Annotated in this window: 14 protein-coding genes and 1 pseudogene; 14 read left to right on the forward strand and 1 reads right to left on the reverse strand. The window is 39.9% G+C overall.

What is annotated here, in order from left to right:
* The first annotated feature begins 106 nt into the window (after window positions 1-106).
* The 4 genes from AC1TO6_RS05240 to gnd all read left to right on the forward strand — a co-directional run bounded on the left by AC1TO6_RS05240 (window position 107) and on the right by gnd (window position 5431).
* Window positions 107-1459, forward strand: coding sequence for a gluconate:H+ symporter (locus AC1TO6_RS05240; RefSeq protein ID WP_482100546.1), 1353 nt, complete (start codon window positions 107-109; stop codon window positions 1457-1459).
* A 275-nt stretch (window positions 1460-1734) separates the two neighbouring features.
* A complete protein-coding gene (locus tag AC1TO6_RS05245; protein WP_482100547.1) occupies window positions 1735-2463 on the forward strand; it encodes a GntR family transcriptional regulator in 729 nt (242 codons plus the stop codon).
* On the forward strand, window positions 2460-4010 hold the full coding sequence (gene gntK / locus AC1TO6_RS05250; protein WP_482100548.1) for a gluconokinase: 1551 nt from the start codon (window positions 2460-2462) through the stop codon (window positions 4008-4010). The genes AC1TO6_RS05245 and gntK overlap by 4 nt, the downstream gene beginning before the upstream one ends.
* A gap of 14 nt (window positions 4011-4024) precedes the next feature.
* A complete protein-coding gene (gene gnd / locus AC1TO6_RS05255; protein WP_482100549.1) occupies window positions 4025-5431 on the forward strand; it encodes a decarboxylating NADP(+)-dependent phosphogluconate dehydrogenase in 1407 nt (468 codons plus the stop codon).
* A gap of 814 nt (window positions 5432-6245) precedes the next feature.
* On the opposite strand, the gene AC1TO6_RS05260 is transcribed toward gnd, so the two are convergent.
* Window positions 6246-7136 (reverse strand): LysR family transcriptional regulator, encoded by an 891-nt coding sequence (locus AC1TO6_RS05260; protein WP_482100550.1) that lies wholly within the window; start codon window positions 7134-7136, stop codon window positions 6246-6248.
* Between the two features lie 875 nt (window positions 7137-8011).
* Between AC1TO6_RS05260 and AC1TO6_RS05265 the strand changes: the two genes are divergently transcribed.
* The 10 genes and pseudogenes from AC1TO6_RS05265 (at window position 8012) to AC1TO6_RS05310 (ending at window position 15155) form a co-directional block, all read left to right on the forward strand.
* Complete coding sequence (locus AC1TO6_RS05265) at window positions 8012-9283, forward strand: aromatic ring-hydroxylating oxygenase subunit alpha (protein WP_482100551.1); 1272 nt, start codon at window positions 8012-8014, stop codon at window positions 9281-9283.
* Window positions 9280-9759, forward strand: coding sequence for an aromatic-ring-hydroxylating dioxygenase subunit beta (locus AC1TO6_RS05270; RefSeq protein ID WP_482100552.1), 480 nt, complete (start codon window positions 9280-9282; stop codon window positions 9757-9759). The genes AC1TO6_RS05265 and AC1TO6_RS05270 overlap by 4 nt, the downstream gene beginning before the upstream one ends.
* 87 nt (window positions 9760-9846) lie before the next feature.
* Window positions 9847-10887 carry an NAD(P)/FAD-dependent oxidoreductase gene (locus AC1TO6_RS05275; RefSeq protein WP_482100553.1) on the forward strand — a complete coding sequence of 347 codons (1041 nt, stop codon included), beginning with the start codon at window positions 9847-9849 and terminating at the stop codon, window positions 10885-10887.
* A gap of 94 nt (window positions 10888-10981) precedes the next feature.
* Complete coding sequence (locus AC1TO6_RS05280; protein ID WP_482100554.1) at window positions 10982-11230, forward strand: ferredoxin; 249 nt, start codon at window positions 10982-10984, stop codon at window positions 11228-11230.
* Window positions 11231-11232: 2 nt separating this feature from the next.
* Window positions 11233-11382: pseudogene (locus tag AC1TO6_RS05285) on the forward strand (aldehyde dehydrogenase family protein); the annotation flags it as partial.
* Between the two features lie 16 nt (window positions 11383-11398).
* Window positions 11399-12187 carry a 2-keto-4-pentenoate hydratase gene (locus AC1TO6_RS05290; protein WP_482100555.1) on the forward strand — a complete coding sequence of 263 codons (789 nt, stop codon included), beginning with the start codon at window positions 11399-11401 and terminating at the stop codon, window positions 12185-12187.
* Between the two features lie 20 nt (window positions 12188-12207).
* Window positions 12208-13089, forward strand: a complete 882-nt coding sequence (locus tag AC1TO6_RS05295; RefSeq protein WP_482100556.1) for an acetaldehyde dehydrogenase (acetylating) — start codon at window positions 12208-12210, stop codon at window positions 13087-13089.
* A 20-nt stretch (window positions 13090-13109) separates the two neighbouring features.
* Complete coding sequence (gene dmpG / locus AC1TO6_RS05300; RefSeq protein ID WP_482100557.1) at window positions 13110-14135, forward strand: 4-hydroxy-2-oxovalerate aldolase; 1026 nt, start codon at window positions 13110-13112, stop codon at window positions 14133-14135.
* Window positions 14136-14147: 12 nt separating this feature from the next.
* The gene (locus AC1TO6_RS05305) at window positions 14148-14936 is read left to right on the forward strand and encodes a 2-keto-4-pentenoate hydratase (protein WP_482100558.1); all 789 of its coding nucleotides are present in this window, start codon (window positions 14148-14150) and stop codon (window positions 14934-14936) included.
* A complete protein-coding gene (locus tag AC1TO6_RS05310; protein WP_482100616.1) occupies window positions 14937-15155 on the forward strand; it encodes a 4-oxalocrotonate tautomerase in 219 nt (72 codons plus the stop codon). It begins immediately after the preceding gene.
* Window positions 15156-15207: the final 52 nt, after the last annotated feature.

The following is a 15207-nucleotide window of genomic DNA, read 5'->3' on the forward strand; positions in this document are numbered from 1 at the left end:
CATAATTAAAAGCACAGATAGCTATATCAACCAATAAAAGAGATCAACTATAGAATAGTACAAACATTGTTTGGGAAGATTCTATACTTATCAGAGGGAGAAAATTATGCCATTATTAATCGTCGCATTAGGGATTATTGTTTTACTCGTATTAATCATGAAATTTAATGTAAACACATTTATTTCATTAGTAGTAGTTTCATTCCTAATTGCTTTAGCATTAGGTATGCCAATCAATGAGATTGTAAAATCAATTGAAAGTGGTATGGGAGGAACGTTAGGTAGTATTGCGTTAGTCTTCGGACTAGGGGCAATCCTTGGTAAACTTATCGCCGATTCAGGCGGTGCTCAACGTATTGCAATGACATTGATTGATAAATTCGGATTGAAGTATATTCAATGGGCTGTTGTTACCGCTTCCTTCATCCTAGGAATTGCGTTGTTCTTTGAAGTTGGCCTTGTGTTATTAATACCTATCGTTTATCAAATTTCTAAACAAATAAATGTACCATTTCTATACTTAGGGCTTCCAATGGCGGCAGCACTTTCAGCAACACATGCATTTTTACCGCCACATCCAGGTCCTACAGTTATTGCCAATGAGTTTGGAGCAAACGTAGGATTGGTATTGCTTTATGGTTTTATCATTGCAATTCCAATCGTTATAATTGCAGGTCCGATATTTACAAAATTCGCGAAGAAGTTTGTACCAAATGCTTTTAATAAAGATAGTACAAGCGGTAGTATCGCTTCAATCGGTGAAACAAAACAATTTAAACTAGAAGATACACCAGGATTTGGAATCAGTGCATTTACAGCGCTATTCCCAGTTATTTTAATGGCATTTTCAACTATTGTTAAATTAGTACAAGATGAAAGTGGAACTGCAAACGTGTTTTTTGATCTAGTGACTATGATTGGATCTCCTACTACTGTTATGTTGCTGTCAGTATTACTGGCAATCTACACAATGGGTATCGCGCGAAAAATTCCAATGAAAGATCTTATGGAATCTGCAGAAACTGCGGTTCGGGCAATCGGTATGATGTTACTGATTCTTGGTGCCGGTGGTGCGCTTAAGCAAGTGTTGATCAACGGAGGCGTTGGTGATTATGTCGCAGTCCTCTTTGAAGGTAGTGCAATTTCACCGTTGGTATTAGCTTGGCTTATCGCTGCAGTCATTAGAATTGCTCAAGGTTCAGCAACAGTTGCGGCACTAACAACAGCTGGACTCGTGATTCCAATGATGGCGGGCACGGATGTCAATTTGGAACTAATGGTATTAGCAACAGGTGCGGGTAGTATCATCGCCTCACACGTTAACGATACTGGTTTCTGGATTGTTAAAGAGTCATTTGGTTTAACGATGAAGGAAACATTTGCAACATGGACAGTGCTAGAAACGGTTATCTCAGTAACTGGACTTGGTTTCGTTTTACTTTTAAGCCTATTTGTCTAACTGATAATCAAATATTTTAAGTTCATAAAGGACTGCCCCTTGAGTTGGAAATACTTCGACTTATGCGGGCAGTTTTTTATGAGGATGAATTTCTTTATCTGTATACGGGTACGGAGTTAATGACAACAATTATTGAAACAGCTTTATAAAAATAGAACTGAAAAGTGTTTAGATTTTATTGTCTTAAAATAAGGCAAAGACGTTTACATATCCTTATATGTATACTATCATACTTGTATACAAGTATGTGGAATTTCTAGCAAGGAAGTGAAATGATGAGTGAATCCCAAGAGACTCTATACCCTGTAAAATGGAATACGAGCGCTTCTACAGGCGTCCGTTTAGCATGTGAACTTCGCATGCGGATTATTTCGGGCATAATTGAAAAGGGGACCGTTTTATCAGAAAACAAGTTGGCATTAGAATTTGAAGTAAGTCGATCTCCAATCCGCGAAGCCCTAAAGATATTGGCTTCTGAAAACATTATACGATTGGAAAGAATGGGTGCGGTTGTAGTTGGTTTGTCAGAGCGAGACATTAAGGAGTTTTATGATGTTCGTTTGCTCATAGAAACGTTCGTTTATGAACGGATAGCACAAATAGACACAAGTGAATTGGTAAGTGACTTAAGTAAAATACTCGAAATGATGGAAGTTGCCATTAAATACAAAGATGCGGATGAGTTCTCCTATCAAGATGTACTCTTCCATGAAACGATTATTCGTTCAATCGACCATTCTTACATCCAACTGATTTGGAATAATACGAAACCTGTGATGGAAAGCTTAATTCTTTTATCGATGCGGGCGCGATTAAGCGAAAAAGACGATGATTTTTCACGGATCTTAACAAATCATGCGCTTTATATTGAAGCCATACATACAAAAGACAGAGCTATCATGATTCAAGCATTGCATCAAAACTTCGATAATGTTCAAAATGAAGTAGAAGACCTTTGGATGTCGCAACAATTGCTCACCAAAGGAAGGGAGCAAAAAAAATGACGAATTATATGTTAGGTTTAGATATAGGTACGACAAGTACGAAAGCGGTTTTATTCACCGAAAAAGGTGACATCATCCAAACAGAGAATATCGGTTATCCACTTTACACGCCAGATATCTCTACAGCTGAACAGGATCCTGAAGAAATCTATCAAGCCGTGTTGAAGGCAATCTCAACTATAATGAAACATTCCCACATTCCTCCGGAAAAATTATTGTTCATTTCATTCAGCAGCGCGATGCATAGCGTGATAGCGATGGATGAAAATAATCAGCCACTGACGCAATGTATCACTTGGGCGGATAATCGAAGTGAAGCGTGGACACGGAAAATAAAAGAAGAACTAAATGGTCATGAAGTGTACAAACGGACGGGGACACCGATTCACCCAATGTCCCCGTTAAGTAAAATTGCTTGGATTGTACATGATCGTCCAGAAATTGCGTTAAAAGCAAAAAAGTATATTGGCATAAAAGAATACATCTTTAAAAAGTTCTTTAATCGCTATGTTGTGGATCACTCTTTAGCTTCAGCGATGGGCATGTTGAATCTACGAGCACTCGATTGGGATGAAGAAGCGTTGGGAATCGCGGGTGTCACGCGGGAGCAGTTATCTGAACTAGTCCCGACTACTGAGATTTTTAACAACTGTAATTATGAAATAGCAAGAAAAATGGGCATTAATCCACAAACCCCTTTCGTCATTGGCGCAAGTGATGGAGTGCTCTCCAATATAGGTGTGAATGCAATCGGTAAGGGAGAAGTCGCAGTGACAATCGGTACGAGCGGCGCAATCCGAACAGTTATTGACCGGCCTCAAACAGACGACAAAGGTCGGATATTCTGTTATGCGCTCACGGAAAAACACTGGGTAATTGGTGGGCCAGTCAACAATGGCGGAATGATTCTTCGCTGGATTAGAGATGAATTTGCAGCATCAGAAGTAGAAACCGCAAAAAGGCTTGGCATTGATCCTTACGAAGTGTTAACCAAGATTGCCGAACGAGTCAGACCAGGATCGGATGGGTTGTTATTTCATCCTTATCTAGCTGGCGAACGTGCACCCTTATGGAATCCAGATGTGCGGGGCTCATTTTTTGGACTAACAATGTCGCATAAGAAAGAGCATATGATTCGGGCAGCTCTTGAAGGCGTTTTATACAATCTGTACACCGTGTTTTTAGCCTTACTAGAAGTTATGGACGAGCCTGTAACGAAAATTCAAGCTACAGGCGGCTTCGCAAGATCAGCTACATGGCGCCAAATGATGGCAGATATATTTGACATGGAAGTGATTGTTCCAGAAAGTTATGAAAGCTCATGTCTGGGCGCTTGTATCTTAGGATTATATGCAACAGGTAAAATCGATTCATTTGACGTTGTATCTGACATGATAGGCAGTACAAATCGTCACACACCAGTAGAATCTGCTGTAGAAGAATACGTGAAGCTTTTACCGATATTCATTAATGTCTCTAGGGTTTTAGGAAATGAATATGAAAGTATCGCGAATTATCAAAGAAACTTACCGAAACTTGATAAATAAGGAGTCGAAAATTGATGAATCATACAATTGGCGTTATGGGTCTTGGCGTGATGGGCAGCAGTATCGCGTTAAACATGGCAAGCAAAGGTGAAGATGTAGCGGTTTATAATTACACTAGGGATTTAACAGATCAACTTATACAAAAAAGTGAAAACGAACAAATTCATCCCTATTATGAGCTTCAGCATTTTGTACAATCTCTACAATCGCCACGAAAAATCTTTCTAATGGTGACAGCGGGTAAAGTGGTCGATACAGTCATTTCTTCACTGATTCCACTGTTAGATTCAGGCGATATCATCATGGACGGCGGCAATTCAAATTATATGGACACAGCACGCAGATTTGATGAATTAAAGGCCATTGGAATCGACTATTTAGGAATCGGTGTTTCCGGCGGGGAAGAAGGGGCTTTAAAAGGTCCATCACTTATGCCTGGTGGCATCGAAGAAGTATATGAAAAAGTGGCACCGATTCTAACCAAAATTGCTGCCCAAGTGGAAGGGGACCCTTGCTGCGTTTACATCGGTCCAAAAGGGGCAGGCCATTTTGTGAAAATGGTGCACAACGGGATTGAGTATGCGGATATGCAACTCATTGCTGAGGCATATACGTTTTTAAGAAGACGACTACAGCTTCCTTTAGATGAAATCGCAGACTTTTTCGAAACGTGGAATCAAGGAGAATTAAAAAGTTATTTAATTGAAATCACTGCAGATATACTAAGGAAAAAAGATGCCAAAACAGGATTGCCGCTTGTCGACATGATTCTTGATAAAACAGGCCAAAATGGGACAGGAAAGTGGACGAGTATACAAGCAATCGATAATGGGATTCCCGTATCAATTATTACGGAATCGCTATTCGCGCGCTATCTATCCCATTCAAAAGAGGAACGAGTGTATGCCGAAAGTGTGTTAGCAGGCCCAGCACAAGGAAATGAAGAGTTGGATAAAGAAGTGTGGGTTGAAAATGTACGCCAAGCTTTGTATATGGGGAAAATTTGTGCGTATGCGCAAGGGTTTACGCAATACAAAAAGACTTCAGAACTGAATGATTGGAATTTACCATTAAAAGACATCGCTCTAATTTTTCGCGGCGGCTGTATTATACGCGCTGAATTTTTAAACACAATCAGCGAAGCTTATGAGGATGCACATGCGGGAATTGCTAATTTATTGGTTGCCCCATACTTTGTGAAAAAGACGAAAGAATATCAAACAGGTTTGAGGAAAGTTTTAGCGGAGAGCGTCATGTCAGGAATGTCGTTCCCATCACTAAGTGCTTCACTTACGTATTATGACAGCTATCGAACGGGTCAATCAAATGCGAACTTACTTCAAGCGCAACGTGATTATTTTGGTGCGCACACGTATGAGCGTATTGATGAAAAAGGGGCATTTCATACGAAGTGGAAATGATGGGTACTCTATATGTTGAATAAAAAACCCTGTAGAGTCTGCTGAGCCGCTCTAGGTGCACATTATTGAGAGTGAGTTGTAATTCAGAGTATGGATTATAGATCGCTTGGCGCTTTGGGGATGCCTCTGGCCATGAGCCTGGATTAACGCTTCGCATCCAGTCTCATGGCTTCGGCTACCCCTTGACGCGCCTGCGCTGGAGTTTTCCATTATTGAAAATGAAATTGAGATGTATGAACTGAGATTATAATGTGATTACTAATTGAAACTAATTTCATTGAAGAAAGACTCACTACAGTATGCAGTTCAATCCCTTCCTAGTCTTCTTTCTTGACTATCGCAGGAGGCATTGAGGCCACTGAAAAAGATCTTTATTATAATAAGAACTAGTTGATTGTAGTGGAGAGCGGCGACTCCAGCGGGAACAGCTAGGAAGAGAAAGAAGTTCACTCTTCCCTGGCTGAAGACCCCACAGGAACGCAGTGACGAGGAGGCTGAAGCCGTGCCCGCGGAAAGCGTCCGCTCGGAACGGAAATCAACGGGATTGAAGGGAATCGGACTTTTTCAGTGCTCTCGGAGGCATTCACAAAGCACCGAAGCGGTATTAGCATAGAATCTAATTCATTCACTTGTTTCGTGACTTTTTAGTGGATTCCCGTATTCGTTTGATCAACATATATAGTTTGGTGTAGATAATATTCATCCGAGTAGGTGAAGTCTCCAACAACATATTTTGCAGTAAAAATACTAGAATCAGCCATGTGGGAATGGCTGATTCTATTTTTTTGCATTCATTTCAACGATACTATGTCCATTAAACTAACGTGGTTTTATTCAATTCATGATTAATAATTGAATATATGATTTGTTTAATAGGCTTTGCAATTACTGAGTTCTTTCTATATTGTACATAGACATCATTTGGGATATTTCCAATTTCTTTAATATGCTTCACAATTAAAGCGCTTTCATTCAATGCGTCGACTCCTAGTGATGGTGTAATCCCAATCCCTAAACCATTTTCGACTATTGTTTTTAACATTTCATTATTATCAACTTCAATACGTTTTATATTGGGGATACCGATTAGTTGTTGTTCAATTTCTGTCCAAAGGGGGGAATTACGTTGATAACTTATCAATGTTTCATTTTCTAAATCATCAAGAGTGATCACTTCCTTATTGGCAAGGGGGTGGTTTTTCCCGATGATAACAACTAATTTATTATCGAATAGATATTCAGAGACAACTTCAGGTTTATGTGACAAAACATTTCTAGTGAAAACGAGGTCCATTTCACCAGATAAGATTTGCTGATTTAAAGTATTGGAATTTTCCCCCTCAATAATTTTTATGCCCAAATTTTCAATGGTTATGATGGAAGATAATAGTTCTATGATGAATGAATATGAATAACCTGGTGAAAATCCTATTCTTATGTTGGGGTATTTGGAGGAGCTGGTCACTTCTTTTGAATGGTATATATAAGTTAATATGCTTGTGGCATATTCGAAGAAAACAATTCCTTCTCTGGATAAAATAATGTCTCTTCCCACTCTTTCGAATAATTGACAAAGCAGTTCATTTTCTAAGTTTTTTATTCTCGCGGTTATTGTAGGTTGGGTGACGTTTAATAGTTTCGCCGCTTTTGAGTAGCTTTTATGTTCAGCAATTGCCAGGAAAGTCTCTAATTGAGTTTGGTCCATATTAATCAATCACTCCTTTTAAATAATAGAATCATAAGAGCATAATGTAAATTGGTGTATTCTGAAATCAAACTCAAATCCGGTCTAAAAGACCCTAAGTTTGTATTTTCGCCAATAAATGCATTCCGGGGAATTTTATGGAACCGTATTACCTTATTATATCAATTACAAAGGCACATGCAAGTTGACTTTATCCCTCTACACTTAACCTCTCACGCATCACCCATTCTTGTGAAATCACTTCTTCCCTAGAAATGATGTATAGAAAATATCTTAAAAAAGACTTAAAACACAAAAAATATTCGATTGGTCTTTAGTCAGAGTAGTCCATATACTAAGAGTAAGTCAAATATACAGACTATTTAATGAGCTCTCGCGCTAGCAAAATGATGTCGCTAATCCTTTGGTAATTGGACAAAAGTATACATAAACTTTCAAAATTACTTAGATAAGGGCTAGCTAAAAAGCGGTGAGATTATGAATGGGAAGGTGTGAGACCAGTGTCAATCAAGATTTAAGCATTGCCGATGAAAATCTATATTGATAGTTAACGGAAGTGTCCTCAAAGTACTGAGGGGAATCCAAGTATTTACATAGAGGATATTTGTAAGCGTTTTCTATGCGAGGAGAAAAAGAAGTTCAATATAGATGTAACACTTCTTATAGAAGAAGTTGCAGATCAAATAGAATTTCAGCTACAGATAGAGCGAAATTCATCTAGGGGCAAGTGATTCGTATCATTGGTGAAGTCAGAGTTTTAAAGGTAGACCATTTGATTCGTAGATGGGTGAATCAATTTAGTATCCCCGTTAGCAAAAGCTGTTGAATTGTACTCTCTAAAGTTTAAATACGATTTATACCTAGGAGGAAATTTAATGAAGAGTTATATTCGTGAAGACAAACAAGAATGTGAATTTGCAGTCCACCGCAGCGTTTTTACAGACCCTGAAATTTTGGAATCAGAAAGAGATGAAATCTTTAGTAAGTGTTGGTTGTATATTGGACATGAAACAGAACTACCGAAAAATGGAGATTTTAAGAGAAGGAAAATTGGCGGAAGAAACTTGCTATTCACACGTGGCAGCGACGGGATTATCAGGACGCTATATAATTCATGTCCGCACCGTGGCGCTTTAATAAGCCGAGAAAGTGAAGGAAACACGAAAGTATTTAGATGTTTCTACCACGCTTGGAGTTTTAAGAATGATGGAACATTAGTTGGAATGCCAGGAAAAGATGGTTTTCCAGATTCATTTAACTGTGATGGCGACAAAAACATGACACAGGTTAAACGACTTGAAAGTTACCGAGGTTTCATGTTTGTAAACTTTGATAATGAAGCCATCTCCTTAGAAGACTATCTCGGAAATGCAAAAGAATACATTGACCTAGTTGCCGATCAATCAGAATTAGGAATGGAAGTTCTAGATGATCCACAGGAATACAGCGTACGTGCAAACTGGAAGTTAATCTCTGAAAACAGTGTCGATCTGTATCATGGGATGCCGACACATAAAACCTACTTTGATATTAAAGCGGCACAGGATCCTAATGTGAAAAAAGTAGTCCTTGAAGGTACGGGCAAAGACCTAGGAAACGGCCATGCAGTTATTGAATACAAAGCCCCTTGGGGAAGGCCAGTCGCCTATTGGACAGGAGCTTGGGAAGAAGAAGATAAAGAAGAAATAAACGAACTTAAGAATAAGTTAGTTGAAAGATTCGGTGAGGAAAGAGCTGAAAGAATTTCAGACTATAATCGCAACATCTTGATATTCCCTAACTTAGTGATTAACGACATCATGGCTGTTACTGCTCGGACTTATTATCCGGTTGAACCCGATTATATGGAGGTTACTGGTTATTCACTAGCACCTGTAGGCGAAAGTGACAAATTTAGACGTAGAAGAAACGATAATTTCCTTGAATTCCTAGGGCCAGGCGGCTTTGCTACTCCGGATGATAATGAAGCACTTGAACTGTGTCAGGAAGGTTACCTGAACAATAAAGAAGTTCAATGGAATGATATATCCAAAGGAATGAACAGAGAACAACCACATGCTACGGACGAAGAGCAAATGCGTAGTTTTTGGAGGCAATGGAATAAAGTAATAACGAAAGTAGAAGCGAAAGAGGAGGCCTTGATATGACAATTACACGTCAAGAAATTACGGACTTTCTATATCATGAGGCAGAACTTCTCGATGAATGGCAATTGGAAGAGTGGGCCGCATTATTTTCAATAGATGGTATTTACCAAGTCCCACCACTTGGCAATCCTGATGCAGATCCAGCAAAATCAATTTTTTATATAGACGATAACCGAGCTCGATTAGAAGAGAGAGCGAAAAGATTATTGAAAAAAGAAGCACATGTAGAATATCCACATTCAAAAACGGTAAGGAACATCCACAATGTAAGGATCAAAAGCCAAGAAGGTAATGAAGTGAGTGTCAGATGCAATTTCTCTACCTATCGAACAAAACGTGATGTGCTCGACTGTTTCGTTGGGGTTATCGATTACAAATTTGTTGTGAATGATAATGAAATTATCATACAAGAAAAGAAAGTGACACTAAAACTTGATAGTTTACGACCTCACGGGAAAATAAGTCTGATTTTATAAAGGTCTTGATTTCCCTCTATAAAAAACTAAGTTTTCGGATTAAACACTCGCGTCTTAGTGATTTTAAAGCTATTCAGGAGGATGGATATGGATAAAAAGGATGAAGTATTTGATATAACGATTATCGGTGGAGGACCAGTTGGATTATTTACTGCCTTTTACGCGGGTATGCGTCAAGCATCTGTAAAAATCATTGAAAGCCTACCACAACTAGGAGGACAACTTTCAGCTCTGTATCCGGAAAAGGATATATACGATATTGCTGGATTCCCTAAAGTAGGGGCTCAGGAGCTAGTTGATCGACTAACGGAGCAGATGAAGCAATTTGAAACGACAACCTGTCTGGGACAAGCTGTGGAGACTGTTGAAAAAGGGCTAGATGATGTATTTAAAATAACGACATCTACAGACATTCATTACTCAAAAACAATCATTATTACTGCTGGAAACGGCGCATTTCAACCTAAGAAAATGAATATTGAAGGTGAAGATAAATTTGCCGATAAAAACCTTCATTATTTTGTTACAAATATAAATGAATTTGCCGGTAAAAAAGTGGTTCTATTTGGTGGTGGGGATTCCGCGCTGGATTGGGCATTAATGCTTGAGCCAATCGCGGAAAAGGTCACACTTATTCATCGAAGGGATAAGTTCCGTGCACACGAGCATAGTGTTGAGTTGTTAAAACGATCCACAGTTGAAGCGTTAACTCCTTATATACCCATAGAACTAGTGGGTGATGAGAAAGTTGAAAAAGTAATCATCAAAGAAGCAAAGGGCGATGGAATAATTGAAATTGAAGCAGATGCAGTGCTTGTCAATTATGGATTTGTTTCCTCTCTGGGGCCTATTGGAAATTGGGGACTGGAAATCGAGAAGAACTCTATCGTTGTAAATTCCAATATGGAAACGAATATTGCCGGTATTTACGCAACTGGAGACATTTGCACATATAAAGGAAAAGTGAAGTTGATTGCGACTGGATTTGGTGAATCGCCTATAGCCGTAAGCAATGCAAAAGTGTTTATAGATCCTACAGTGAGATTTCAAGCTCCGCACAGTACAACCATAATGGATGATAAAGAACAATCGAAAAGAGAAAAAGTAGGCGCAACTTCATCACTATAAGCTGTCGTTATGAACTCTACTAAATTGCATGCTTCCGTGAGAGGTAGTATGGCAAATAGTGCGTAAACCAAAAACTAGATGAGGAGATGTCAAAATGGTCAAATACACGACGGTTGATCAGGATACATGTATCGCCTGCGGTGCATGTGGTGCAGCAGCACCAGATTTATTTGATTATAATGATGAAGGAATTTCCTTTGCTATCCTAGATGACAACATAGGAAATACACCTGTATCGGAAGATTTGGTAGAAGACTTAGAAGACGCTTATGAAAGTTGTCCATCGAATTCAATATTAATGGCGGATGAACCTTTTAATTGTGAAAAGGTTGTGGCCAGTTAACAAAAGCGTCGATTATTTGGGTAAATTCATGGTTCCTTCGTGACTTGAGAACGCCATTTGGTGGGATGAAGCATAGCGGAATCGGAAGAACCGGTGGCTCACATAGCCTTGAATTCTTCTCGGAACTATCAAACGTCACGATTAAGTTATAAAAGGGAGTGTAGAGGGATGACAACCGAAGTTGCAACGAAACGTAAACAGTTTGCTGATCAATTAGTAGAAGCAGAAGAGACGCTAATTGGCATATCACCACTTACTTCAGTTGAGCCGAAGCTTACTATTGAAGAAGCTTACGCTATCCAACTAGAAAATGTTGAGAGAAAAGTAGCACAAGGTCAAAAGATTGTAGGAAAGAAAATTGGACTAACTTCAAAAGCAATGCAATCGCTACTTGGAGTCGATGAACCAGATTATGGACATCTGCTCGATAGTATGGTCGTTGAAAATGGAAGTGCTGTCCCGAAACAAAGAGTCCTTCAAGCGAAAGTGGAAGGTGAAATCGCATTCGTTTTGAAGAAAGACTTAAGAGGGCCAAATGTGACAACGCTTGATGTCTTACAAGCGACGGATTACATATTGCCTGCTATTGAAATCGTAGATAGTAGAATTTCAGACTGGAAGATTAAGTTGCCGGATACAGTTGCCGATAATGCTTCATCCGCCTTCTATGTCCTTGGCGGGAAACCGACAAAGCTAGAAGATGTCGATCTTGAATTGATCGGAATGGTATTAACGAAAAATGGTGAAATCGTCAATACGGGTGTAGGCGCAGCCGCACTCGGAAATCCGGCAAAATGTGTTGCGTGGCTAGCCAATCGATTGGCGGATTTCGACATCCCTCTTCTTGCTGGAGAAGTAATTCTTTCAGGAGCACTTTCAGCAGCGGTAGAAGCGAAAGAAGGAGACGCATTCACAGTTAAGTTTGCCCATTTGGGAGAAGTAAGTGTTCATTTTTAATAGAAGGAAAGGAGATTATCATGAGTAGAGTAAAAGTGGCAGTATTAGGATCAGGCAATATCGGAACTGATTTAATGATGAAATTAAGTAGATCTACAGTTCTAGAATTAACGACGGTAATTGGTATTGATCCCCAATCGGACGGTTTGAAAAGAGCCAAGGAATTAGGCTATGTCACGATTGATAATGGAATAGATGGATTTATGGAAAGACCTGAGCTTGCAGATATCGTCTTTGATGCAACTTCTGCAAAAGCACATATCCGTAATGCAAAACTATTAGGAGAAGCCGGTATTAAAGTAATTGATTTGACACCTGCTGCAATCGGTCCAATCGTTGTTCCACCGGTCAATTTACTAGATCATTTGGATGCTGAAAATATCAACTTAATCACATGTGGCGGTCAAGCTACGATTCCGATCGTCAATGCGATTCACCAAGTACAGCCTGTTGATTATGCAGAAATTGTAGCGACAATTTCAAGTAAAAGCGCAGGTCCAGGTACGAGGGCAAATATTGATGAGTTTACGCAAACAACTTCCCGAGGCATTGAAGAAGTTGGCGGTGCCAAAAAAGGGAAAGCCATTATCATTTTAAATCCTGCAGAACCACCAATTCTAATGCGAGATACAGTTCATGTATTGGTGGAAGGTGAAGCTAAGCAGGAGGAAATAACCGCTTCTATTCGAGCAATGGAAACAAAAGTTCAAGCGTATGTGCCGGGCTATAGAATCAGACAAGAGCCCATTTTTGATGGATCGTCTGTCACAGTCTTCATCGAAGTAGAAGGAGCTGGCGATTACCTGCCAGTCTACTCTGGAAACCTTGATATTATGACGGCAGCATCAGTGGAAGTGGCTGAAGCATGGGCCAAACATAGAGTAGAAAACGCAGTCGTGTGAAAAAGGAGATGAAAGAAACAATGGCAGAAACGCGGGATGTATTAATCACAGAAGTAGCGTTAAGGGATGGGAGTCATGCCGTCCGTCACCAATTTACGGTGGAACAAGTGACGAATGTCGCGAAAGCATTGGATGGAGCGAATGTGCCATATATCGAAGTTTCGCATGGAGATGGCCTTGGCGGATCTTCACTGCAATTTGGTTTGTCTTTGACAGATGAGATGGAACTGATCGAGGCAGCAGCCTCCGTTGTTGAGCAAGCTAAAATTGCCGTTCTTCTCATACCAGGAATTGGAACAATGCCTCAGTTGAAAGAGGCGGCGGGACTTGGTGCGAAAATGGCACGAATCGCAACGCATGTAACAGAAGCCGATGTATCGCATCAGCATATCGCGTTAGCGAAAGAGCTCGGAATGGAAGCAGTCGGATTTCTAATGATGTCCCATATGGCTCCACCCGAAAAAATCGTGGAACAAGCGAAATTAATGGAGAGCTATGGGGCGGATTCAGTCTACGTAGTTGACTCGGCGGGTGCACTCTTACCGCATCAAGTAGGAGAAAGAATTCGCGCGTTGAAAGCCAATTTGTCTGTAGATATCGGATTCCATGCCCATAATAATATGTCACTCGCGTTGGCTAATACGCTTGTCGCTATTGAAGAAGGTGCGACGCGAATCGATGGTAGTATTCGCTGTCTTGGAGCAGGAGCAGGCAATACGCAAACAGAAGTCGCAGTAGCTGTTCTCGAAAAATTGAACATTAAAACGGGAATTGATGTATTCAAGATGATGGATATTGCAGAAGAATTGATTGCACCAATGTTGGAAAAACCACAAGAAATTACGAGAGATAGCCTTGTACTTGGTTACGCGGGCGTCTATTCAAGCTTCTTGTTACATGCACAAAAGGCTGCACAAAAGTTCGGTATTGATTCTCGGTCAATTTTAGTGGAATTGGGCAAGTTACAAGTGGTTGGTGGCCAAGAAGACATGATCATGGATGTGGCAGCCGAGCTTGCGAAGAAAAAAATCGCAATTGGTGTATAAGGGGGCTATTTAATGGAAGCGACAAAAGTGAAAGAAATTGCTAGTTATTTGGTTGCTGGTGAAGTAGAAAAGCGTGAAATTGAAAAAGTGACAGCACGATTGAGGCCCGAATTAACGGTTGAAGAAGGGTATCTCGTTCAACAAGAGCTTGTTTCAATGAAATTGGCTGAAGGCCGTAAGATTGTTGGTCCTAAAATGGGATTGACAAGCAAAGCAAAAATGGACCAAATGAATGTCGATGAACCGATTTATGGATACGTTTTCGATTATATGCTAATCGACAACGGAGGGGAAGTATCCCTTAGCGATTTGATTCATCCGAAAGTGGAAGCGGAAATCGCATTTGTAATTGGGGAAGACATTGTAGGACCTGGCGTGACAGGTGCTCAAGTGTTGGCGAAAACCGAATTGGTTGTTCCGGCGCTGGAAATTATCGATAGCCGTTATGAAAATTTCAATTTCACATTGCCTGATGTTGTAGCAGACAATGCATCCACGTCAAGAGTCGTGTTTGGTACGACATTGAAAAGTCCAGACGAATTTGAACTGGATCTAGTCGGCGCTACATTAACGATTAATGGTGAATTGAAAGAGTCAGGAGCTGGAGCGGCTGTTCTTGGTCATCCTGCGAATGCGATTGCAATGCTCGCCAATATGCTTGCTAAAAAAGGCGACAAAGTTCGAAAGGGCGACGTCATTCTATCAGGTGCAATCACAGGTGCCGTGTTACTTGAAAAAGGCGATGTAGTGAGCGGCAAATTTGATGGTCTTGGCGAAGTATCATTTACTGTAACCGAATAAATTCTAAAGCAAGAGAGGTGTTCAAGTATGCCGTTAATCCAGGTAAGTATTATAGAAGGTAGACCGAAAGAGAAAGTTTCTGAATTGATTGTAAATATTACGCAAACGGTTTCTGAAACATTGGATGCACCAGTAGAAAATATTAGAGTACTCGTTACAGAGATACCTAAAACGCATTGGGGTAAATCCGGAAAACCAATTTCGGAACAAACGAAATAAAATATAGTCTTACTAAATTGAGCGTATTCTTTTATTAAAAAATAAAACATTG

The organism is Sporosarcina sp. Y352 (assembly GCF_056786535.1).